Origin of the sequence: Thermus parvatiensis (genome assembly GCF_001535545.1) — a bacterium.
GTDB classification, from domain to species: Bacteria; Deinococcota; Deinococci; order Deinococcales; family Thermaceae; genus Thermus; species Thermus parvatiensis.
Genome location: NZ_CP014141.1, coordinates 1,630,001 through 1,652,369, shown reverse-complemented (window position 1 = coordinate 1,652,369; position 22,369 = coordinate 1,630,001). Strand labels below are relative to the sequence as shown.

15 protein-coding genes and 8 pseudogenes (1 of these 23 only partly in view) are annotated in these 22,369 nt (G+C 67.4%); 7 read left to right on the top strand and 16 right to left on the bottom strand.

The window, feature by feature from the left end:
* Positions 1 to 24: 24 nt before the first annotated feature.
* The 10 genes and pseudogenes from AV541_RS08965 to AV541_RS08925 form a co-directional block, all read right to left on the bottom strand.
* Entirely contained in the window at positions 25 to 1,221 is a 1,197-nt protein-coding gene (locus AV541_RS08965; protein ID WP_003043751.1) for an MFS transporter, read from the bottom strand.
* The gene (locus tag AV541_RS11210) at positions 1,214 to 2,602 is read right to left on the bottom strand and encodes a radical SAM protein (RefSeq protein WP_119361266.1); all 1,389 of its coding nucleotides are present in this window, start codon (positions 2,600 to 2,602) and stop codon (positions 1,214 to 1,216) included. The genes AV541_RS08965 and AV541_RS11210 overlap by 8 nt, the downstream gene beginning before the upstream one ends.
* A gap of 40 nt (positions 2,603 to 2,642) precedes the next feature.
* Positions 2,643 to 4,270, bottom strand: a pseudogene (locus tag AV541_RS08960) (IS1634 family transposase).
* 359 nt (positions 4,271 to 4,629) lie between these two features.
* A pseudogene (locus tag AV541_RS08955) lies at positions 4,630 to 6,107 on the bottom strand (hypothetical protein).
* An 86-nt stretch (positions 6,108 to 6,193) separates the two neighbouring features.
* A complete protein-coding gene (locus AV541_RS11205) occupies positions 6,194 to 6,388 on the bottom strand; it encodes a hypothetical protein (RefSeq protein ID WP_008631157.1) in 195 nt (64 codons plus the stop codon).
* 408 nt (positions 6,389 to 6,796) lie between these two features.
* Positions 6,797 to 7,691: pseudogene (locus tag AV541_RS11460) on the bottom strand (IS5 family transposase).
* Between the two features lie 100 nt (positions 7,692 to 7,791).
* A pseudogene (locus AV541_RS08940) lies at positions 7,792 to 8,223 on the bottom strand (MFS transporter); the annotation flags it as partial.
* A gap of 86 nt (positions 8,224 to 8,309) precedes the next feature.
* Entirely contained in the window at positions 8,310 to 9,269 is a 960-nt protein-coding gene (locus AV541_RS08935) for an aldo/keto reductase family protein (protein WP_060384726.1), read from the bottom strand.
* A 43-nt stretch (positions 9,270 to 9,312) separates the two neighbouring features.
* The gene (locus AV541_RS08930; RefSeq protein WP_008631176.1) at positions 9,313 to 9,522 is read right to left on the bottom strand and encodes a CDGSH iron-sulfur domain-containing protein; all 210 of its coding nucleotides are present in this window, start codon (positions 9,520 to 9,522) and stop codon (positions 9,313 to 9,315) included.
* A gap of 9 nt (positions 9,523 to 9,531) precedes the next feature.
* Positions 9,532 to 10,004: pseudogene (locus AV541_RS08925) on the bottom strand (AbrB family transcriptional regulator).
* Between the two features lie 28 nt (positions 10,005 to 10,032).
* On the opposite strand from AV541_RS08925, the gene AV541_RS08920 reads away from it, so the two are divergent.
* A complete protein-coding gene (locus AV541_RS08920; RefSeq protein WP_038035019.1) occupies positions 10,033 to 12,339 on the top strand; it encodes a penicillin acylase family protein in 2,307 nt (768 codons plus the stop codon).
* 98 nt (positions 12,340 to 12,437) lie between these two features.
* Here AV541_RS08920 and AV541_RS08915 read toward each other — a convergent pair whose 3' ends face one another.
* Entirely contained in the window at positions 12,438 to 14,531 is a 2,094-nt protein-coding gene (locus tag AV541_RS08915; protein WP_038035676.1) for an AAA family ATPase, read from the bottom strand.
* Between the two features lie 65 nt (positions 14,532 to 14,596).
* Here AV541_RS08915 and glgC point away from each other — a divergent pair, with 65 nt between their 5' ends.
* The 6 genes and pseudogenes from glgC (at position 14,597) to AV541_RS08885 (ending at position 19,565) form a co-directional block, all read left to right on the top strand.
* On the top strand, positions 14,597 to 15,841 hold the full coding sequence (gene glgC / locus AV541_RS08910; protein ID WP_008631183.1) for a glucose-1-phosphate adenylyltransferase: 1,245 nt from the start codon (positions 14,597 to 14,599) through the stop codon (positions 15,839 to 15,841).
* A 2-nt stretch (positions 15,842 to 15,843) separates the two neighbouring features.
* Positions 15,844 to 16,530: a SagB/ThcOx family dehydrogenase gene (locus tag AV541_RS08905; protein WP_008633992.1), complete on the top strand. Its 687-nt coding sequence runs from the start codon at positions 15,844 to 15,846 to the stop codon at positions 16,528 to 16,530.
* A gap of 8 nt (positions 16,531 to 16,538) precedes the next feature.
* Positions 16,539 to 17,210 carry a response regulator transcription factor gene (locus AV541_RS08900; protein WP_008631184.1) on the top strand — a complete coding sequence of 224 codons (672 nt, stop codon included), beginning with the start codon at positions 16,539 to 16,541 and terminating at the stop codon, positions 17,208 to 17,210.
* A 26-nt stretch (positions 17,211 to 17,236) separates the two neighbouring features.
* Positions 17,237 to 17,608: a gamma-glutamylcyclotransferase family protein gene (locus AV541_RS08895; RefSeq protein ID WP_008631185.1), complete on the top strand. Its 372-nt coding sequence runs from the start codon at positions 17,237 to 17,239 to the stop codon at positions 17,606 to 17,608.
* A 1-nt stretch (position 17,609) separates the two neighbouring features.
* Positions 17,610 to 18,931, top strand: a pseudogene (locus tag AV541_RS08890) (glycogen synthase).
* A 1-nt stretch (position 18,932) separates the two neighbouring features.
* Positions 18,933 to 19,565 carry a tetratricopeptide repeat protein gene (locus tag AV541_RS08885; RefSeq protein WP_008631187.1) on the top strand — a complete coding sequence of 211 codons (633 nt, stop codon included), beginning with the start codon at positions 18,933 to 18,935 and terminating at the stop codon, positions 19,563 to 19,565.
* On the opposite strand, the pseudogene dusA reads toward AV541_RS08885, so the two are convergent.
* From dusA to AV541_RS08860, 5 genes and pseudogenes are all read right to left on the bottom strand, one after another.
* Positions 19,461 to 20,488, bottom strand: a pseudogene (gene dusA / locus AV541_RS08880) (tRNA dihydrouridine(20/20a) synthase DusA). The gene AV541_RS08885 and the pseudogene dusA sit on opposite strands and share 105 nt — an antisense overlap.
* Positions 20,481 to 21,503, bottom strand: coding sequence for a 4-hydroxy-3-methylbut-2-enyl diphosphate reductase (gene ispH / locus AV541_RS08875; protein WP_038035024.1), 1,023 nt, complete (start codon positions 21,501 to 21,503; stop codon positions 20,481 to 20,483). The pseudogene dusA and the gene ispH overlap by 8 nt, the downstream one beginning before the upstream one ends.
* A 1-nt stretch (position 21,504) precedes the next feature.
* Positions 21,505 to 22,101, bottom strand: a complete 597-nt coding sequence (locus AV541_RS08870) for a hypothetical protein (RefSeq protein WP_008631190.1) — start codon at positions 22,099 to 22,101, stop codon at positions 21,505 to 21,507.
* A complete protein-coding gene (locus tag AV541_RS08865; RefSeq protein ID WP_008631191.1) occupies positions 22,089 to 22,280 on the bottom strand; it encodes a hypothetical protein in 192 nt (63 codons plus the stop codon). The genes AV541_RS08870 and AV541_RS08865 overlap by 13 nt, the downstream gene beginning before the upstream one ends.
* A gap of 7 nt (positions 22,281 to 22,287) precedes the next feature.
* A pseudogene (locus AV541_RS08860) lies at positions 22,288 to 22,369 on the bottom strand (polyprenyl synthetase family protein) (it continues 909 nt past the right edge of the window).

Sequence of the window (22,369 nt, the reverse complement as noted above, 5' to 3'; positions counted from 1 at the left end):
CCGCCCGTGGAGCCCAGGAGGGCCTCACCCACGCCCCTCGGCGTCACCACGAGGGGAGAGAACCCTTTGGGAGAGGCGGAGGAGAGGGGGAAAGAGAAGGGAGGCCAGGAGGAAAACGCTCCCAAAGGCCACGAAGGCCCCCCTGGGCCCCAGGAGGTCCCCAAGCCCCCCGCCCAAGGGGGAGCCCAGGACCCGGGCCGTCTGGGTGAGGACGTTGACGTAGGCAAAGAGGCCCACCAGGGTCTCCGGGGGGGCAAGCCGCTGGAGGAAGGTCCGGAAGGCGATCCGGGCCACGGAAACCCCCGCCCCCGAGACCAAAGACCCGAGGAGGAGGTGGGGGTAAGGGAGGAGGCCGTTCCCCAGGTTGCCCAGGCCCAGGAGGCCAAGCCCCCCGAGGAGGCCAAGGACCGGGGGGAGGGAGACGCGGGTAAGGGCCTGGGCCACAAGGAAGCCCCCCAGGCTAAAGCCCGCCCAGGCGATACCTAGCCCCTCGGGCCGCTTGAGGTCGTGGAAGAGAAGAGCGGTGAGGACCCCGCCCCCCGTGAGGGCCAGGGCAGGGAGAAGGGCAGGTAGAGCAACGGGGAGGAGAACACCCAAGGGTACACCCCCAAAGGCCTTCCGCCTCCCTTCGGAAGGGCCTAGGGGAGGAGGGGCCTTCAGGCCCAGGAGGAGGACCAGGGCCACCCCCAGAGGAAGGGCGAAGAGGGGAAGGGCGTAGGGCCCCAGGCGGTCCACGGCAAAGCCCCCTATGAGGGGGGCCAGGACCAGGCCCAAGGTATTGGCCATTTCCCAGCGGGCGTTGGCCTGGGACAGGGCCTCCTTAGGGAAGAGGCGGGGCAGGGCGCTTCCCAGTAAAACGCCGTAGATGGCCAGAGCAGCCGTAAGGAAGAGGAAGAGGGCGAGCAAGGCGGCGTAAAGGAGAAGAAAGGTGCTAAGGCCAGGGCTTCCCAGGGCGAGGAGGGCCGCTACCCCAAGGCCAAAGGCGAGGAGGCGGAGCACCATTTGGGGCCTGGTCTCAAGCCAGGATTGGAGGAGAAAGGGGGTCAGGATGCTCGCTAAGGCTTGAACCAGGGTGAGGACCGAAGTTTGTAGCCCCGAGGCTCCCGCTTCCAGGAACCGCCATAGGCCCGCCACCACCAGGCCCTGGCCGGTCAGGGTTAGAAGGAAGGCGAGGAGGAAGAAGGAGAAGGTACCCGAGGGCGGAGTTAAATCCTTAGCCATGCTGGGACGCTGAGCCATCAGCTAGAGGGATTTCGCTGGTGTAATTGGGGATAGTCCGAATGTCCACGGCATCAAAGAAGTTCGGTTGAACAGGTATTTTCCGTAGCTCTTGCAGTAGAGGCGAATTCTCCCAAATGTCGGCTAAAGTGCTCGTTAGAAGGTTGCCGAAGAACGAATACCTGGGCCGCCACTCACGCAATTTGGCAGAAACGTAGACATTACCCCTCGGATCTACGCGAAGAGCACGATTACCCCTAGAGGTAAGCCATATCTGATCGCGGGCCGGGTTTTCCGATCTAAGTTCTCTAGAAAGCTTATACCACAGCCTTTGGTGGGGCTTAATCGCACCTAATCTAACCATGTCCATGTATTCCCCTACAGCGAAGTCCCACTCTTCCTGGCTAAGAACGAGATGATTCAAGCTTGCCCCGCGCCCTGCGGGATACATGGGCGCAATCCCATACATAGCGTTGTTTTGTGTTGCGATTTCACCTATCTTTCTAATCTCAGTGTAGTTCTTCTTGTGAACTACCGTGAAGACAGCCAGAGGGATACCGGCTTTGGCAATGAGACTTATCTGCCGCAAGGTAGTCTTAAATCCCCCCTTACCCCGAAGCAAATCGTGGCTATCCGGACTAGATCCGTCTAAAGTGGTACCCACGAAGTTCAGATTTTTTGTGGACGCAATCTTATCTAAGTCGCTATCTCGCAACACGGACAAGTCGGTGTTAACTTGAACGCTAAACCCTAGCTCGTCCGCTAGGCGGATGATCTCCAATCCATCTGGCCTACTCAGTGGATCACCTCCTGTGAATTCAAGGTAGAAGACCCCTTCCTTTCTTATGGAATCCAAGATATATCCCCACTCATCGAAAGTCAGCTCTTCCCGAAGAGGTATTTTGGGTTCAGGGCCGGATTCGTATGCACAGTATGCACAACGCCTATAGCACCTATTCGTGAGCTCGATTTCCATGGATAGAGGCCTATAGTACCGGTCATCGGAGAAGTGTTGATCGTCTAGGAACAAAGCTTTAGATTCCAGCCCTTCTTGAGAAGGGCGAAGGTATCCCTCGGCAATCAAGTAAAGGATTAAATGCCCCGCTGCCTCTACAAATCCCTTGGTAATTTCACTTAAGCCTCCTTCTTTGAGAACTTGCTTGAGGGCCAGCGATGGCCTAGTAGCAACTACAAAGGATCTAACAAGGTCGAAGGCTTCCTGATTGAGAAAAATGCCCCTCTTAAAGCCGTAGAGTATTCCCCCGAACCGCTCTCTGCGTAGGACAACGCTAGCGTCGCTGGCAAGGACAAGGGGCACGTCTTCGACCCAAAGCCTTTCGTATTCCGAGCCTAATCCTTCTTCGAGGTCCTCCTCGTAAGCCAATATAAAATTGCCTGTATCAATCCCACATTCCGCACCCCCTTCACTCCAGCAGGTAATATCGCCCGGCCCCCAGGAGGCGCACCGCGGTCTCGTGATGGGGCGCCAGGTTGAGAACCAGCCACCTGCCCCCCAGCTCCACCAGTCGGACCCACATAAAGAGTTGAAACACCCAGCGCAAGGTGGGCTTGGCTGTGGGTCTCCCCTTCTGGTCCGGCAGGCTGGACCCCGTCTCCCAAAGCCTCCGCCTCAGCGCCCACTCCCCCAGGGCGTACACCAGAAGGGCCAGGGCCATCACCATCCCCAGGGCCATCACCCGCTCGGGCCGCTTCAAGAAGGTGCTCTCCGCAAAGAACAGGGGGTCCTTCAGAAACCGGAACCCCCGCTCCACCGTCCGGGCCTGGTCCTTGTACCGCCTCAGCACCTCCTGAGGGGGAAGCCCCTCCCGGTCCAGCACGTTCGTGGCCAGGAGGAATCGCCCCAGGCCCCGCCTCGCCCGCTCCAGCTTCTCCTGATCCACCTCCAGGCGGGCCCGCAGGCGGTAGACCACCGCCAAGGGTCGCTCCCCCTTGCGCGGCCGGCCCACCCGCTCCCATTGGCGTTCCTCCTGCACTCCCAGGTAGACCAGCCGGTGCAAAGGAAGTCGGCCGCTGGCCTCGCTCAGGGCCCGCCGGGCGTCCGCCTCACAGGCGAAGGTCCGAGCCGTCAGCCGGCCCAGGACCTTCCGCGCCTCCCCTTCGGCCCGCGCTATCCGCTGCTGGAGGCTCGCTTCCTCCATCCTGGCCCGCTCCTGGCTCTCCACCAACAGCCAGCGCTGCCGCACACCCCCGTACTCGCTCTCCACCTCCAGCCCCCGGTAGCCGGGCAGCAGAGGCCTCCAGGCCTCCTGGGGTAACTCCTTGCGTAGCAGGACCTTGGCCTCCTTTAGGGTGGCCGGCACCCGCATGACCCAGGAGAACCCCCGCAGGGCCCCCAGGTTCTCCTGGCTGTAGCTGGCCCCGTCCAGCACCACCACCTCCCCCAGTTCCAGGCTCTGGCGGTAGCGCGCCAGCAGGGAAACCAAGGCCTCCTGATCCGACTGGTTCCCATCCCCAGGAGCGAAGAGCAGGGGAATCCCCCGGTATCGGCGCAGATCAGGTTCATCACCCACTGCTTGAGGTCTGGGCGGTGGTCCCGGCTGTAGCCGTGGGTGAGGCGGATGACCAGGGGCTCGTCCCCCGTATCGGTCTGGCCCTCTTCCCCGCTCCTGTACGCCCCGTGGACGTGAAAGCTGGTGGAGTCCACGTGAAGAGCCCGCACGGGAAAGGGAAAGGCTCTGCGGGCAGATTTAGCCACCTCCACGAACAGCTCGGTGACCCCGGCCGCGTACAGGCTGTCCAGCATCCGGCCCATGCGGTCGTCGTTCAAAAGTTCGGGGGTGATGCCGGGCCCCAGGAGCAGCTCGGTGGGCTTGCCCTGGAAGAAGTGGCCGAAGAGGTAGAGGGGAGAGGTGACGAAGCCCAGGGCGTTCAGTATGGCGGCCTTGAGGGCCATGCCAGTGGAGACCTTTTCGCCCGGCCTTGGGCCCACGAACCGGTCTACGGTCTGTACCAGTCCTATCTGATCCAGGATGCTGGCCACCAGGCCCAGGTGGCCCAGGTCGTACACCTGTAGGTTGGGTGTGGTTTCCATCCCAAAATCCTAAGGCCAAGGGAGAGGGGTGCGGAATGTCGGTCAATGGCAACCATCAGGAAATCATGCTGCTGGCCTACGACCTTTGGAAGTTGTAAACCCCTCTCGTGCATTTCTTCCACCCCCTTCCGGGTTACCCCCAAGGTAGCAGGGGGGAGGTTACGCGGGGTTACGTGGAAAGGGTTCCACAGCTGGCCTCCCGCGTAACCTCGCGTAACCTCTGGCCCCCCACGTAACCCTCCTCGTGGCACCCTGGGGGCATGAGGGGCAAGGTTCTTCTCCTCCTCCTGGCCTGGCTCCTCTTCCGGCCTTCCGAGCCCCATCTGGCCTGCTGGGACCCCAACTGCTTTCCCCCGGCCTCACACCCCGTACTCCCGGCGGAGCCTCGCCACCCGGGCCTGGGCGATGGGAAGGCGGGGGTCTTCGGGGGGAAGCCTCTCCAGGAGGGCCTCCCAAAGCTCCAGGTCCTCCCCCAGGCGCTCCGCCAGGGTGAGGAGGAGGTCTAGCCTCCCGCTGGCGAGCACCGCTTGCCTCAGGGCCTCCTCCAGCTCCAGGCGGAGTTCCTCCACCCCTGGGGCCTGGCTCCAGGGGAGGAGGGGGCCCCGGTAGAGGGCTAGGGCCCCTTCCAGATCCCCCTGGGAGAGGGCCTTTAGGAAGGCCGAAAGGTCCGAGGGGGAGGGGTTGCCAGGCGGTAAGGAGCGCAGGAGACCCGGAGGCCTTTTCCCCGCAGGCGGTGGAGGAGGGCCTTCAGAGCCCCTAGGTTGGGCTCCCCGTAAAGCGCCTCCGCCAGGGCCTCTCCGGAGAGGCCCTCCTTGTGGGCGAGGAGGAGGGCCAAGGCCTCGGTGCCCCTGGGGCCCAGGGAGGGAAGGGGGCCTTCCCCAAGGAGGCGAAGGAGAGGGGTTCCGGCCTCTCCCAAAAGGAGGACCCGGGCCTCCGGGCGGAGAGCGGGGGCAAGCTCCGGGGCCAGGGAGGCCTCCACCTCCATCCCGAGCGCCTTCAGGCGGGCCTCGGCCAGGAGGGCGTAGAGGGCCCCATCTTCCCGCAAAAGGCCGTGGGCGGCGAGAAGGCAGGCCTCATCCCCCTCCCCAAGCCCCCGGGCGAGGAGGTAAAACCCCCAGGGCCAGCCCTCCCGGGGGAGGAAGACCTGGGCCCCCTCTAGGAGAAGCCGGACCTCCGGGGGGTCCAGGGCCAGGGCGCCAAGGACGAGGAAGCTCGCGAGGCTTGGCGGCGCCAGGAGGGGGAGGAGGCCCCGGAGGAGGTTCCCCGCCCTCCCCCGGTTTCCCCGGAGGAGGTGGGCCAGGGCCAGGGTGTGCCCCGCGAGGAGGCGCACCCCGGGGAAGGGGTGGGGCAAAAAGGGCTCCGCCTCCTCCAGGACCGAAGGGAGGGGGGTGGTGCCGAAGAAGAGCTCCAGGCGCAGGTGGTGGAGGATGGTCCAGGGGGAGGGGTCCTTGAGGCGGGCGAGGGCGGCGTGGGCCAGGGCCTCGGGCCGGCCCAGGCGCTCCAGGGCCACGGCCAGGGCCAGGTGGAGCCGAGCCTCCCCCTTGGCGTCCCCCCGGAAGCGGCGGAGGGCCTCCTCCAGGGCCAGGGCCCCCGCCTTTGGGGGTAGGGCCAGGCCCAGGTGGTAGAGGGTGAAGGGGGTCTGGGCCCTTCGGGCGGCCTCCAGGGCCAGGGTGCGGTAGGCCCGAAGGTCCCCCTTCCGCCCCTCAAGAAAGCCCAGGAGGGCCAGGCGCTCGGCCTCCGGGAGGCCTTCTTGGGGGGTTTGGAGGAGGGCCAGGGCTTCCCGTTCCCGCCCCTCCTCCAGGAGGCGGAGGACGGGGGCGAGGAGAGGCTCGCCCATAGGGGAAGCCTACAGACCCCCTCCTTCCTTGGGAGAGAAGGAAGCCACATTGGAAGGATGTCCCTTGGCCTTGCGTCTGTGCCCGATCACGGCGCGGCTGCCTGGTTTTCCTTGGCGTCGGGGAGGAGGCGTTCCGCTTCCCGCACCTTAGGGAGGAGGTAGCCGGAAAGCCCCCAAAGCACCCCCAGGCTCCCGAAGAGGAGGAGCATGAGGGCGATGCCCTCCCCTTGCCCGTACTGGGGAGCGAAGACCCCGTCCGCCAGGGGGCCAGCCAAGGCCATCCCCAAGGGGTTGATACCAGGCGATCATGCGCCTCGCGGCGAAGACCTTCCCCTGGACGGAAGGCGGCACCTTGGCCTGCCAGATGGCCTGGTTGGACCCGTTGATGATCGGGATAAAGAGGCTTTCTAGGAAGGCCAGGGTTGCCCAGGCCCCTGGGCCTTCGGCCACCCCCATCAAGGCCAAGGCCAGGCTGGAGAAGGCCATGCCCAGGAAGACTCCGTGGACTCGCTTCTTGGGGCCGCCCCACACCGAAAGGAGAAGCCGCCCCACCACCCCGCCGAGCCCTGCGACGGAGCGTACCAGGGCCAGGGCCGCCTCCGACATCCCCGTCTTGGCCAGCACCATGGCGGGCAGGACGGTGACGGCCAGGGTGCTGAGAAACTGTTGTAAAAGTCCCCTCCTCCAGCTTATGCGGCCCTGGCCAGCCGCTTCACCAGCAAGCGTATCATGCCTAAATACATCCAGGCTTCCGTTACCTCAGGGTGGTACTCGTAATCTTTCCCCAGCCGTCGGTTTCGCCCCATCCAGGCAAAGGTCCGCTCCACCACCCACCGCTTGGGCAGGGGCTTGAACCCACCCTCCCGCGGGATCTCCGGCACCTCTTCCCCCTCCCGCACCCAGACCCCCCGCACCCCCGCGTAAGGACGGGCCACCACCTCCAGCTCCAGTCCCAGCCCCCTAGCCACCTCCCGCAAACCCCGGTAGCCCCAGTCCACAAAGAGCTTGCGTACCCGGGGCCACAAGGAGAGGTCCATCCCCAAAAGCAACGCCTGCCCACCCCACTTGTCGTGCTCATTGGCCGGGTGGACAAAGGCCTTCAAAAGACGGCCCCCCGTGTCCGTCAGGATCTGCCGCTTCCTCCCTTTGACCTTCTTCGCCCCGTCGTGTCCCCGGGGCCCCCCTTTTCACTCGTCTGCAAGATACGGGCTATGCCCGTGACCACCGACTGGCTGTCCATAACCAGGGCACTCGGGAGGCATACCGTCCTCCCCGCTCCCGGTCACGACGGGCCAGAACCTGAGCTACCTTCTCCCAAACCCCTTCCTTCTGCCACTTGCGGAAGTAGTGGTAGACCGTGGACCAGTGGGGCAAGTCGTGAGGCATGGCCCGCCACTTGATGCCGTTTTCCAGGACGTAAAGTATGGCGCTGACGATCTCCCTCCTCAAGGTGTTCCCCTAACGGGGAAGCAGCGGCACCTTTGCGGGTCGGCCACCGGGCTTGGGGGCGGGGATCAACGGCTCCAGGATGGCCCACTCCGCGTCCGACAGGTCGCTGGGGTAAGATCTCCGTGTAGAAGCCACCCTTCAAGTATAGCGGACTTTTACGACAGTCTCTGAGAAAGTTGATGCCGAAAAACATGAGCTGAAGGCCGAGAAGGAGCGGCCTTTCCAGGATGAAGCGGAAACCGTAGAGGGCTTCTTCCCTGAGGGAGGTCCTGGGGCCGGTCCGGGGCGGAAGGCCCGGGATGGGCACCAGGAGGAGGGTGAGGACCGCGGCGCCCGCCCCCAGGAGGTCCAGGGCGAAGACGCCCCCGAGGCCCAAGGGCTTGAGAAGGGCAGCCGCCAGGACGGGGGCCCCCACCCCGGCCAGGGACTCCGCCAGGCTCATCATGCCGCTCGCCCGGGCGTAGCCCTTCTTCTCCAGCATGGCGGAGAGGGCGGCGGAGAGGGCGGGCCAGTGGAGGCTGGAGAGGGCCCCCGTGAGGGCGGAGACCAGGTAGAGGTGGAAGACCTCGAGGCGCCCCAGGAGGTAGAGCAAAAGGAGGAAGCCGGTGGCCACCCCCCCGCCGAGGTCGGCCGCCAGCATGGCCCACTTTCTGGGGTAGCGGTCCACCAAGGCCCCCGCCAGGGGGGAGAGGAGGAGGGGGAGGAAGTGGAAGAGGCTGAGGAGGGAGAGGGTGGTGGCCTGGCCCCCGTGCCCTAGGCCTCGCCCTTCAGGATGGCCTCAATCTTCTCCAGGGCCTCCTGGGGCAGGTCCACCCCGGCGGCCCCCAGGCTCTCCCGGATCTGCTCGGGGCGGGTGGCCCCGGTGATGGCGCTACTGATCCCGGGAAGCCTCAGCACCCAGGCCAGGGCGAGCTGGGTGCGGGTGAGGCCGAGCTCGTCCGCCACCGCCTTGAGCTTGAGCACCTTCCTCCGGTTCTCCTCGGTGAGGTAGCGCTCCCTGAACTGGTCGTAGCGGGCGAAGCGGCTTCCCTCCGGGATGCCCTCGTCGTACTTGCCGGTGAGCATCCCCTGGGCCAGGGGGCTCCAGACCACAAGGCCCATCCCGAAGCGCTCCGCCTCGGGGAGGATCTCGTTTTCCACCCGCTCCCGGTAGAGCATGGAGTACTGGGGCTGCTCCACCACGGGCGGGTGGAGGCCGTTTTCCTTGGCGAAGGTCACGGCCTCGGCGATCCTTGCGGCAGGCCACTCCGAGGTGCCCCAGTAGAGGGCGTACCCCTTCTCCACGATGGTGTGCATGGCGTAGACGATCTCCTCCATGGGGACCTCGGGGTCAAAACGGTGGGCGAAGAAGATGTCCACGTAGTCGGTCTTGAGCCGCTTGAGGCTTTTCGTGATGCTCTCCAAAAGGTGCTTGCGGCTTAGGCCCCGGTCGTTCGGGTCCTCGGACATGGGCCAGTAGGCCTTGGTGGAGAGGACCAGGGTGTGCCGGGGGAACTCCTGGAGGATCTCCCCCATGATCTCCTCGGCGAGGCCTTTGGCGTAGACGTCGGCGTTGTCAAAGAAGTTCACGCCCCCTTCGTAGGCGATTCTAACGATCTCCCGGACGGTCTCCTTGTCCTTCACCACGTCCCCGAAGGTGACCCAGGCCCCCAGGGAGATCTCCGAGACCTTCAGGCCCCACTTGCCGAGCTTGCGGTAGCGCATCTCGCCCATAGCCCCCGCAGTCTACCCCTTGTGGCCGGGATTGACCAGCGGGTCAGTCGCTTTCCACCTCCAAGACCCCGCCCGGGGCCTGGAAGCCGATCCGCTTGTGGGCGCCGTCGCAGAAGGGCTTGTTCCCCGAGCCCCCGCAGCGGCAGAGGAAGACCCGGGGCCGCTCCAAAACCTCCTCCTTCTCCCCCACGCGCACCACGAAGCGCTTGCCCTCCACCCGGATGGGGCCGTTTTCCAGGAACTCCAGCCGCATGCCTTCACTCTACCTGAGAAGCCGGGCGAGGAGGGGGACGAGGAGGAAGAGGGCGAGGACGCGCACCGTGTGGAAGACCCCCACCAGGGCGGGGCTTCCCCCCTCGGCCTGGCTCAGGGGCCCCATGCCCGTGATCCCCCGGGGGCCAGGGCGAAGAGGAGGGCTTTGGGGGGCTGGTCCAGGGGCCTGGCGAGGAGGAAGGCGAGGAGGAGGGCGAGGGCGAGGAAGGCGAGGGCGGCGAGGAGGGCGTAGGGGAGGAGCTTGGGGGAGAGGAGCTCCTTCCGGAAGGAAAGCCCCACCAAAACCCCAGCGGCGAGCTGCACGGCGAGGTCCAGGCCCCTTGGGGTGGGGGCGGGGGAGGTGAGGAGCTGGGCGAGGCCCGTGCCCAGCATGGCCCCCACCACGGCCCCGCCCGGAAGGCCCAGGCGGTGGAAGAGGAGTCCGAGGAAAACCCCGCTTAAGGAAGCGCGCAGGAGGTCCATGGGAGGTATGGTATGCTTCTTCCCAACCATGAAGCGCTTCTTGCGGGGGCTGGCCTGGCTTTTGGGCCTTTTCCTTTTCCTTGCCCTTCTCCTCGGCTTCTCGGGGTACCTCTACCTCAGGGCCTCCCTGCCCCAAGGGGAAGGCCGCATCGCCCTGGAGGGGCTTTCCGCCCCGGTGGAGGTGGTCCGGGACGGCAAGGGGGTGGTGCGCATCCGGGCGGCGACGCTTAAGGACCTCTTCTTCGCCCAGGGCTTCGTCCACGCCCAGGAGCGGCTTTGGCAGATGGAGTTCCAGCGCCGGGTGGGCCAGGGGCGCTTGAGCGAGATCCTGGGGGAGGCCACGCTTCCCCAGGACCGGTTCCTCCGCACCTGGGGCTTCTACCGGGCGGCCCAGGCGGCCTACGGGAGGCTCTACCCCGAGGAGAAGGAGGCGGTGGACGCCTACGCTGCCGGGGTAAACGCCTTCTTGGCCTCTGGAGCCCCCCTGCCGCCCGAGTTCAGGCTCCTCGGCTTCCGCCCCGAGCCCTGGACGGGCCCCGACGTCCTGGTCTGGGCCAAGATGATGAGTTACGACCTCTCGGGGAACTGGGAGGAGGAGCTAAAACGCCACCGCCTCCTCGCCCGGGGGGTAAGCCCAAAGCGGCTCCTTGAGCTCATGCCCCCTTACCCCGAGGACGCCCCCACCATCCTTTCCGCTGAGGACCTTAAGCTTCCCCTCAAGCGGGAAGAGGTCCCAAGCGCCCTCCTCCGGATGGCCCCGCCCCGCTTCATGGAGGCCAGCAACAACTGGGTGGTCTCGGGAAGCCGCACCGAAACGGGCAAGCCCTTCCTCGCCAACGACCCCCACCTCGCCCTCCAGGCCCCGAGCCTCTGGTTCCTCATGGCCCTTGAGGCCCCAGGGCTTAGGGCCATCGGGGCCACCTTGCCCGGCCTGCCCGGCGTCGTCATCGGGCGGAACGACCGCATCGCCTGGGGGGTGACGAACGTGGGGGCGGACGTGGAGGACCTCTACCTCCTGGAGGAGGTGGAAGGAAGGGGCTACCGCTACAAGGGCCGGGTCGTCCCCTACGGGGTGCGGGAGGAGGTGATCCGGGTCAAGGGGGGAAGGGAAGAGGTGCTGAAAGTGCGGGAGACGGTCTACGGGCCCGTCATCACCGACGCCCTAGAGGACCCCCCCAAGACCCCCATGGCCCTCCGCTGGGTGAGCCTGGACGAAGAGGACCACATCCTCATGGCCTTCCTGGGGGTGAACCTGGCGGGGAACTGGGAGGAGTTTAAAAAGGCCCTTTTGCCCTACTCCGCCCCGAGCCAGAACTTCGTCTACGCCGACGTGGAGGGCAACATCGGCTACATCGCCCCGGGGAAGTTTCCCGTCCGCAAGGAGGGGCACACGGGGATGGTGCCGGTGCCGGGAAACGGGGAGTGGGACTGGCTGGGCTACCGGAGGCCCGAGGAGTGGCCCCAGGCCTTCAACCCCGCCAGGGGCTACCTCGTCACCGCCAACCACAAGGTGACCCCTAAGGGCTTTCCCTACGCCCTCACCTACGACTGGGCCGAGCCCTACCGGGCGGAGCGCATAGAGGAGCTCCTCCTCGCCAAGGAGAAGCTTTCCCTGGATGACATGAAGGCCATCCAGCAGGACCAGAAGAGCCTCCTCTACCGGGACTTCCGCCCGGTTTTGGAGCTCCTCATCCCCCTTTCCGAAAGGGGCCAGGCCTGGAAGGAGCGCCTTCTTTCCTGGGACGGCACCATGGACAAGGCCTTCGAGGAGGCCTTGGTCTTCGCCCTCTGGTACACCGAGCTCACCCGGCTTCCCCAGGAGGAGGTGGGGGAGGCCTACTGGGACGAGCCCCGCTACCTCCTTAAGGCCCTGAAGGAGGGGGACAAGAACTGCGACCAGCCGGAGACCGAGTACCGGGAGTCCTGCCTGGACTATGCCGCCCTCGCCTTGGAACGGGCCCTGGACCGGAAGGAGGCCCTAGGGGCCAGGGCCTGGGGGGAGGTGCACCGGGCGCGCTTTGTCCACGCCGTCCTCACCCACACCCCCCTAAAACGCCTCTCCGACCGGGAGGTGGCCTTCGGCGGGGACCGGTACACGGTGAACGTGGGGCCTTTTGACCCCGAGACCCTCGCCATGGGCCACGGGCCGAGCTACCGCCAGATCGTGGACCTTTCGGACATGGAGGGCTCCCTCTTCGTCCACCCTATGGGCCAGTCGGGCCACTTCCTCTCCCGCCACTACGCCGACCTCCTCTCCTTTTGGCGGCGCGGCGAGTACCTCCCCATGCGCTTCGCGGGGGAGGGGAGGGCGCTTCTTTTGGAGCCCGGGCGCTAAGTGGCTGCGCGTTGATTCCGCAACACGGGTTGCCCGCAAAAAAGCTTGGAAAGCTTCCTTTTGGGGCCCCCATCGCGGCGAAAGCCGCGGTGGGGTACTTAGCCTTTCTCCCCGTCCCCGTTCTCCAGCTTCTGGAAGTGCTCCAGGGCCTCCCGCACCTTCTCGTGCACCCAGTAGGCCCTGCGCCCGAAGAGGAGTTCCACCGCCTCGTCCACCTCCTCCACGGCGTAGAGGTGGAAGACGCCCTCCTCCACCGCCTCCACCACCTCCCGCCTCAGGGTGAGGTGGGGGAGGTTGGCCTTGGGGAGGACCACCCCTTGGGTGCCCGTGAGGCCCAAGGTTTGGCAGACGCGGAAAAAGCCCTCCACCTTCTCCGTCACCCGGCCCACCGCGAGGACCCTTCCCGTTTGGTCAATGGCCCCGGTCACCGCCAGGTCCTGCCGCAAGGGAAGGCCGGAGATGGCGGAGAGCACCGCAAGAAGCTCGGCGAGGCCCGCCGAATCCCCCTCGAGGCTCCCGTAGCTTTGCTCAAAGACCAGGCTCACCGTGGCGGAGAGGGCCCCAAGCTGCGCGTAGGTGCCCCGGAGGTACCCCGCCAGGGTGAGGACGGCCTTGTGGAAGACCTGCCCCCCGAGGCCCACCTCCCGGTCAATGGAGAGGATCCCCTCCCGGCCGGGCCCCGCCTGGGCGGTGATGCGCACGGGGCGGCCCGTGGGGGCGGGACCCTCGAGGACCACGAGGCCGTTCACCTCCCCCACCCGCTCCCCCGTCACCTCCAGGGCCACCACCCCTTCCTCCACGTCCTTGAGGAAAAGCTCCTGCTCCAGGGCGAAGCGGTCCTCCCGGGCCTTGAGGGCTTGCTCCACCCCTTCCCGGCCCACGGGGTTCTGGTAGCGGGCGGCCTCCCGGGCCAGGTCCAGGAGGCGGTAGATGCGGGCGTCCAGCCTTTCCCGGTGCCCGGCCATGCGCCGGGCCTCGTCGGCGAGGGCGGCGAGCCCCTCCGGGAGGAGGCGCACCCCCTGGGCCTCCAGAAAGCCTCCCAGGTGGGCCACGTGGGCCTCGGTGTAGGGCATCTCGGGGTTGAACTCCACCCGGAAGGGGAAGAGCTCCAAGAACTCCTCGTCCTCCTCTAAAAGGGCGATGACCTCCGGCGGGCCCACCAGGAAGACCTGGGCCTTGAGGGGGGCGGGTTGGAGCCTGGGGCCCCGCACCTCGGGCCTAGGGGCGAGGGGCTCTATTTCCCCCGTGGCCAGGCTCCGCTTGAGCAGGGGGTAGCTCCCAAGCTCCAGCACCCGGTGGGCCTCGAGGACCAAAACCCCCCCTGCGGCCCGCATCAGGGCGCCGGGCCGCAGGAGGCCCAGGTGGGTGGTGAGGACCCCCTCCCGGACCTCGTACTCCAGGTGGCCGAAAAGCCTTTCCGGGGTGGGGTTCGGCTCGTAGACCACCCGCGTCCCCCCTTCCACGAGAAGGCGGGGGAGAAGGGCCTCGCCCTCCACCTCCTCCTCCAGGGCCGCGGCCCGGAGGAGGGACTCCAGGAGCCAGTCCAGGTACCGGGCGGCCTCGGGGAAGCGCGCCTTTAGGCCTTCCACCTTGGGCTGGAGGAGGCGCTCGGCGAAGCTACGGCGCAGGGCCGCCACCTCGGCCTGGGCCCGCTGCCGCACCTCCACGTAGGCCAAAACGGTCTCCTCCAGCTTGGCGGAAAGCTCCGGGGGGAGGGGGCCTTGGCCCGTGAGGGTGAACCCCCCTTCCTCCTCCGCGAGGGCGAAGCCGTGGGCCTTGGCCTCTTGGGCGAGGGCCTGGAGCAGGGCCTCCGCCTCCCTCTCGTGGCGGGACTCCACCAGGTTCTTCGCGTAGAGAAAGCCCTTTTCCCGGAAAAGGCCGGGGGTGAACTCGGCGAAGAGGGCCTCCACTCCTTCCACCAAGGCCCTGCCCTCCCCCTCGGGGAGGAGGAGGGGGAAGGCTTCCTCCCCCAGGGGAAGGTAGACGAGCTCTTCCTTGGGGAAGGCCCGGCCCTCGAGGAAGGCGAGGAGCCGGGCGCGCTTGCCGAGGCCGCTCGGCCCCACCAGGTAGCCGTGCCCCCGGTGGAGGAAGGCGGCCTCGAGGGCCCTTAGCGCCCGCTCCTGCCCGAAGAAGAGGGGGGCGGGCCGGGGACGGGTGGGCGGGGTGAACCAGCGCACGGAGGCGACCCGCATGGGGAACACTATACCGGTCCCGCCTTGAGGGCTTCGGGTAGACTGGCCGTAAAGGGGGGAGAAGGATGGTCAAGGTGGAAGTGCTAGGAATGATTCTTGCCGGAGGCCAGGGTAGCCGGCTTTACCCCCTCACGGCCAAGCGGGCCAAGCCCGCCGTGCCCTTCGGGGCCAAGTACCGCATCATTGACTTCGTCCTCAACAACTTCGTGAACTCCGGCATCTACGCCATCTACGTCCTCACCCAGTACAAGGCCCAGTCCCTCACCGAGCACATCCAGCGTTACTGGCGCTTCGGGGCCTTTTTGGAGGACCACTTCATCCTCCTCGTGCCCGCCCAGATGTACCGCTACGAGGAGCTCGGGCCCGTCTGGTACCGGGGCACGGCCGACGCCATCTACCAGAACCTCCACCTGGTGCACAACCACGAGCCCCGAGCGGTGGCCGTCTTCGGCGGGGACCACATCTTCAAGATGAACATCCGCCACATGGTGGAGTACCACTACGACACCCGGGCCGACATCACCATCGCCGCCTACCCCGTCCCCGTGGCCGAGGCCACCCGCTTCGGCGTGTTGCAGGTGGACGAGGAGTGGCGCATCACCGAGTTTCAGGAGAAGCCCCAAAGCCCCAAGCCCATCCCCGGTCGGCCCGATATGGCTTTGGCCTCCATGGGCAACTACATCTTCCGCACCGAGGCCCTCTTTGAGCTTTTGGAGGCGGACGCCAGGGACGAGACCAGCGCCCACGACTTCGGCAAGGACGTCATCCCCCGGGCCCTTAGGGAGGGGTATAGGGTCTACGCCTACGACTTCCACCGCAACCCCATCCCCGGCCAGGAGGGGCCGAACCTCTACTGGCGGGACGTGGGGACCCTGGACGCGTATTACGAGGCCAGCATGGACCTGGTGAAGGTGGTCCCCGAGTTTGACCTCTTCAACCCGGAGTGGCCCCTCCGCACCGCCAACCTCTTCAGCCCCCCGGCCAAGTTCGTCCATGAGACCGGGGACCGGGTGGGGCGCGCCCTGAATAGCCTCCTCGCCGGCGGGGTCATCGTGAGCGGGGGAACGGTGCGGGAGTCGGTCCTTTTCCGCCGGGTGCGGGTGAACTCCTATAGCTTGGTAGAGCACTCCGTCCTCTTTGACGACGTGGAGGTGGGCCGCTACTGCCGCATCAAAAACGCCATCATCGACAAGAACGTGAAGATCCCTCCCCATACCGAGATCGGCTACGACCTGGAGCTGGACCGGGCCCGGGGTTTCACCGTCACCCCTGAGGGCGTGGTGGTGGTGCCCAAGGGCTACCGCTTTTAGCCATGGAGAAGCATCCCGGTAAGCTCTTTTACCGCCTAAGCCGCCTTTTCCCCGGGGACGCCCTGCCCCTCAAGCGGAGGCCCAAGGCCAAGGTCTACGCCAACCCCCTGGAGACCCAGGCCCTGCCCCCCTTCCGCCAGGACGGGGGACCCCCCCTCTTCCGGGCCATGGCCCACCTCAGGCCCCTCCTCCCCGAGGTGGGGGCCTCCCTCACCTTGAAGGACCTCTCCCAGGTCCTCTACCCCCTGGCGGAGCGGGAGGGGCGCCGGGGCTTCCCCTCGGCGGGGGAGGCCTACCCCCTCGAGGCCTACCTGGTGGTGCGCCGGGTGGAGGGGGTCTTCCCCGGGGTCTACCATTACTTCCCCCGGGAGCACCAGCTCTTCCAGATCGCCGCCCAAGTGGCGGAGGCCGCCTGGGCCGAGGCCCTGATGGGGGTGGCCCTGGACCGGGCGGCCGTCCTCCTCGTCCTCACCCTTCTGCCCGAGCGGAGCGAGGCCCTCTTCGGCCTCCGGGGGTACCGCTACGCCCTCCTGGAGGCGGGCTACGCCGCAGGCCTCGTCCTCCTCGCCGCCGTGGGCCAGGGGCTGGCCGCCTACCCGGCGGCGACCTTCCACGATGAGGGGGTGGCCCGGCTTCTGGGCCTGCCCGAGGGGGAGTATCCTGGGGTCGTGGTGGTCCTGGGGCGGTAGGAGGCGGTATGGCGCGCATTTTGCTGGTGGAGGACGACCCCCAGGTAGGGGCGCTGGTGCGCCGCTTCCTGGAACGGGAGGGGTTCGCCGTGGCCTGGGTCCGCCTCGGACGGGAGGCCCTAAAGCGGGTAGGGGAGGAGGGGGCGGACGTGGTGGTCCTGGACCGGGGCCTCCCCGACCTCGAGGGGCTCGAGGTGCTCAAGGTTCTGAGGGAGCAAGACCCCCTTTTGCCCGTTCTCCTCCTCACGGGGCGGGCCGACGAGGAGAGCCGGGTGGAGGGGCTTCTGGAGGGGGCGGACGACTACCTGGGGAAGCCCTTTTCCCTGAGGGAGCTCCTCGCCCGCATCAAGGCCCTCCTGCGCCGGGCGGGGAAGGAGGGGCGGAGGCGCTTCGGGCCCTTGGAGGTGGACCTGGAGGGACGGCGGGCCTACCTGGAAGGGGAGCCCCTCCGGCTTTCCCCCACGGAGATGAACCTCCTTTTGGTCTTCGCCCAGGCCCCGGGCCGGGTCTTCACCCGGGGAGAGCTCCTGGAGCGGGTCTGGGGCCCAGACTTTGAGGGCTCGGAGCGGGTGGTGGACGCCTACGTGCGCCTCCTCCGCAAGAAGCTTGGGGACGACCCCGAGGCCCCCCGCTTCATTGAGACGGTGGTGGGCCTGGGGTACCGCTTCCTCGGGGATTGAGAACCTCGCCGGGGTGGGGCGCTTGGATGGAGGCCGTCTTCGTCTACGGGACCCTGAAGCGGGGGGAGCGGAACCACCCCCTGGTGCGCCCCTACCTCCACCGGGTCCTTCCCGGCTTCGTGGAGGGGTTTCGCCTCTACCACTTGCCCCAGAGCCCCCACCGCCCCTACGCCTACCCGGGTATGGTGCCGGGGGAGGGGCGGGTCTTTGGGGAGGTGCTTTTCCTCGCGCCCGAGGCCTTGCCCCTTCTGGACGAGCTGGAGGACGAGGGGGAGGAGTACCGGCGGGTGAGGGTGCGGGTGGAAACGGGGGAAGGCCCCCTGGAGGCCTGGGCCTACCTCTACCTCGGGGGCCTCGAGGGGGCCCTGCCCCTTCCCCAGGGGGTCTGGAAAGGGTAGCATGGGCGTTATGCGCGTGCTCCACGTGGCCCCCGAGGCCTACCCCCTGGCCAAGGTGGGGGGGCTTGCCGACGTGGTGGGGGCCCTTCCCAAGGCCCTGAGGCCTTTGGGGGTGGAGGCCCATGTCCTCCTCCCCTGGCACGGGGGGCTAGAGGCCAGGCGGGTGGGGGAAGTGGCCTTCGCCTTCTTCGGGCGGGAGGAGAGGGCCCCCTTGGGGGAGCGGGTGGAGGGCGGGGTGCGGTTTCTCCTCCTCGGGGTAGAGGGGTTTGGGCGGGAGCGGATCTACGGCTACCCCGACGACGCCGAGCGCTACCTCCGCTTCGCCCTGGCGGCCAAGGAGGTGGCGAGAGGGTACGACCTGGTCCACGCCCACGACTGGACGGCGGCCCTCCTCGCCCTCTACGCCCCCACGGTCTACACCATCCACAACCTGGCCCACCAAGGCCTCGTGGACCCGGCCCCCTTCTTCCACTGGACCGGGCTTCCCTGGACGCTCTTTCACATGGAGGCCCTGGAGTTCTACGGCCGGGTGAACCTGATGAAGGGGGGGATCGTCTTCGCCCGCCGGGTCACCACGGTGAGCCCCTCCTACGCCGAGGAGATAAAGACCCCGAGTTCGGCATGGGCCTGGACGGGGTCTTGCGGAGGCACGCCGGGAAGCTTGTGGGCATCCTGAACGGCCTGGACACCGAGGTCTTTGACCCCGGCAAAGACCCCTACCTCCCCGCCCCCTACACCCGGGAGGACCCCTCGGGGAAGGCCCGGGCCAAGGAGGCCTTCCGGGAGAGGACGGGGCTTAGGCCTCCCGTCCTCGCCTACGTGGGCCGCCTGGATTACCAAAAGGGTCTGGACCTCGTCCTAAAAGCCCTCCCCCGCCTCCTGGAGATGGGCTTTCGCCTCTACGTCCAAGGCGTGGGGGACGAGGGGCTTCAGGAGGCGTTCCTCCGGGCGGAGGAGGAAAACCCCGAAGGGATACGCTTCCTCCCCGCCTACGACGAGGCCATGGCCCGCCTGGCCTACGCCGGAGCGGAGGCGGTCTTGGTCCCGAGCCGCTTTGAGCCCTGCGGCCTGGTGCAGATGATCGCGAGCCGCTACGGCACCCCTCCCGTGGCCCGGGCGGTGGGGGGGCTCAAGGACACCGTGGAGGACGGGAGGACCGGGGTCCTTTTTGAGACCTACCACCCCGAGGGACTTCTTTACGGCGTGCTCCGCCTCTTCCGCCTGGGGGTGGAGGAGATGGGCCTTAGGGCCATGGAGAAGGACTTCTCCTGGGAGGGGCCGGCGCGGGCCTACCGGGAGGTGTACCGGGAGGCCTTGGGCTAGGATGGAGGGCGTGAAGGACCTCGAGGCGGAGGCCCTTTCCGGCGATCCCAAGGCCCAAGCCCTCCTCCACTTCCTCAGGCTCCTCCGGCGCAAGGACTACGCCGGGGCGCGGGCCTACGCCGAGGGCTTCCCCGAGGGGGAGAGGGAGCGCCTTTTAAGGGGGCTTTCCCTTCTGGAGGAGGACCCCGAGGCCCTGGACGACCCCCTCTTCGCTGCCGAGAAGGAGGTGGTCCTGGGGGTGAAGGCGGTGCGGGAGGGGCGGCGGGAGGAGGCGGAGGCGCACTTCAAAAGGGCCCTCGCCTTGGACCCCGCGCACCACCGGGCCCTCACCAACCTCGGGACCCTCCACCTGGAGCGGGGGGAGCTGGAGGAGGCCTTGGCCCTCTACCAAGAGGCCCTCAAGCTCGCCCCCGAGGACCCCCTCCTCCACGAGAACCTGGCCGCCCTCTACAAGCGGAAGGGGGACCTGGACAAGATGGTGGCCCACATGAAGCGGGCGACCCGCCTGAAGATGGCCCCACTCCCCTCCTTAGACCCCCTCACGGGCAAGCCCAGGCGCCGCTTCCGCCTGCCCCTTTGGGCCTGGCTTCTCCTGCTTGCCCTCCTCGCCTACCTCTTCCTCCATAAGCCGTAGGGCCCGGTCCAGGGCCTCTAAGGAGCGGCCCTCGCCCAAAAGCCTCCGCCAGAGCCTTCCCTTGGGCCTTCCCCGGAAGAGGTTGAGCATGTGCCGTAGGACCGTCCAAGGAGGCGTGCCCTTTAGGACCTCCTCCTCCAGGTAGGCCCGCATCCTCCGGGCCACCTCGAGGCGGCTTGGACGGCGGGGGAGGCCAAAGACCCTCCGGTCCGCCTCCTCCAGGACGAAGGGGTCCTCGTAGACCGCCCGCCCCAGCATCACCCCGTCCACCCGCTTCAGGTGGAAGAGGGCCTCCTCCAGGCTCCTTATCCCCCGTTGGTGACGAAGGTGAGCTGGGGGAAGTCCTCCTTGAGCCGGTGGACCCAGTCGTGGCGCAAGGGGGGGATCTCGCGGTTCGCCTTTGTGGAGAGGGCGAGGAGGGCGCTCCTCGCGTGGACCACGAAGACCTTGGCCCCCGCCTCCGCCATGGCCTCCACGCTTTGGGCAAGCCCCCGGTAGGTCTCCTTCCCCTCGAGGCCCAGGCGCATCTTCACCGTCACGGGGACGCGGACGGCCTCCCCCATGGCCTTCAGGATCTCTTGCACCCGCACGAGGTCCAAGAGGAGGCAGGCCCCATACCCGCCTTCCTGGGCTTTCTCCGAGGGGCAGCCCAGGTTGAGGTTGATCTCGTCGTAGCCGAAAGCCTCGCCGATCCTCGCCGCCTCCGCCAGGCTCTTTGGGTCGGAACCCGCAAGCTGGAGGGCGATGGGGTGCTCCTCAGGGCGGAAGGCGAGGAGGCGCTCCCGGTTTCCCCTCAGCACCGCCTGGTCCACGGTCATTTCCGTGTAGAGCCTGACCCCTTGGCTCACCTGCCGCACCAGAAAGCGGAAGTGCCGGTCGGTGCGGTCCACCATGGGGGCCACGGAAAGCCTCAGGTCAAGCACCCTTCAGGACCTCCTCGGGGGAGAGGGGCTTGGGCTCGCGGAAGGCGATCGTCTCCCACGCCCCTTCTTCCACCACCTCCAGCCCCGGGTTTTGGGCCTTGAGGCGGTCCACCACCCCCTGCACTAGGTCCTCGGGGGTGCTGGCGGCGGAGGTGATCCCCAGGCTTTCCACCCCCTCCAGCCACTCGGGCCTAAGCTCCTCCGGGCGCTCCAGCCGGTAGGCCCGGCCCACCAGGCTTTGGGCCAGCTCCAAAAGGCGCATCCCGTTGGAGGAGTGGGGGCTCGTGAGGACCAAAAAGGCGTCCACCTTGGGGGCGATCCGCTTCACCGCCTCCTGGCGGTTCTGGGTGGCGTAGCAGAGGTCCTTGCGGGAGGGGACCACCAGCTTGGGGAAGCGCTTTTTGAGGATGGCGATGGTGGCCAGGGTGTCGTCCACGCTCAAGGTGGTCTGGGTGAGGACCACCACCCGCTCGGGGTCCGGCACCTCCACGGTGCGGGGGTCGGCCAGGCGGGGGTCCTTGCCCACGTGGGTGTGCACCGCCACCAGGATGGTCCTCTCCGGGGCCTCCCCGTAGGTGCCCTTGATCTCCTGGTGGTCGGCGGAGTCTCCGATGAGGAGGATCCAGTAGCCTTCCTGGGCGTAGCGCTTGGCCTCGGTGTGGACCTTGGTCACCAGGGGGCAGGTGGCGTCCAGGATGGTGAGGCCCATCTTCGCCGCCTGCCTGCGGACGGCGGGCGGGTGGCCGTGGGCGGAGAAGACCACGGTGTCCGCGAGGCGCCTTTCCCGCCTTAGGCGCTCCACCTCGGCGAGGTCCTCCACGAAGTGGACCCCCTTGGCCTGGAGGCGCTCCACCACCACCCGGTTGTGGACGATTTCGTGGTAGACCACGAGCTCTCCCTTTTCCTTCAGGGCCTCCGCCCACCGCTCCACCGCCTCAATGGCCATCACCACCCCGGCGCAGAAGCCCCGGGGCCGGGCCAGGTAGACCCGCCGAAGCCCCGACATCCCTCCCATTCTACGGGCCCGGGGCCTCGGGGTCTGTGGCGGGGGAGAGGATTCTCTCCGCCACCTCCTGGACGAAGGGGGTCTGGGCCCGCCTGAGGGCCTTCCGCGCCGTGGCCTTCCCCTTGCCCCCGGGGCGGAAGCCTTCCTGGGCCAGGGCCAAGAGGGCGAGGGCGGCGGCGGGGAAGGGGAGGCCTTCCTTCTCCAGGAGGCCCAGGGCCTCCCCGTAGCGGTGAAGCGCCTCCCGAGGGTTTCCCTGCAAAAGGGCCCGGCTTCCTGCCTGGAAGAGGCGGGCCGCCTTGAGGAGCCCCTCCCCGTCCACCAAAGGCTCTCCCGCCTCCGCCGAGCGGAAGGCGGCCTCCACGAGCCGCTCCAAGGCGAGGGCCCGCTCCTCCTCGGGGAGGAGGGGGGAGTACCGGGCCCGGAAGAGGGGGGCGAACCAGGAGAGGCGGAGGGGCTTGGCGAGCCTAAAGGTTTCGCCCTGCACCTCCACCGCCTCTCCCAGGGCCTTGAGGAGGGGGGCGAGCCGGGGAAAGCGGGCCCGCACCTCCTCCCGCTTGGCCTCGCCCCGGAGGGCGAGGAAAAAGAGGAAGGCCTCTACTCCTTCCACGCCTCCACTTCCTTGTACTGCACCAGGACGGCGAAGAGGGGAGAGGGGCCTTCGGCCACGGCGAACTTCACGTCCACGAGGACCACGTCCTCGGGAAGGCCCTCCACGAAGCGGTTCAGGCGCTCTTGGAGGATGTCGGGGTCGTTGGCGATGATGACCCGGAAGCGCACCCCCTGCATGGCCCCATTATGCCCTGCGCTCCACCAAAGCGGCGAGGAGGCCCTGGAGGTGGTCCAGGGCCTCCTTCCCCGGGAGGTCCCGGAAGGCG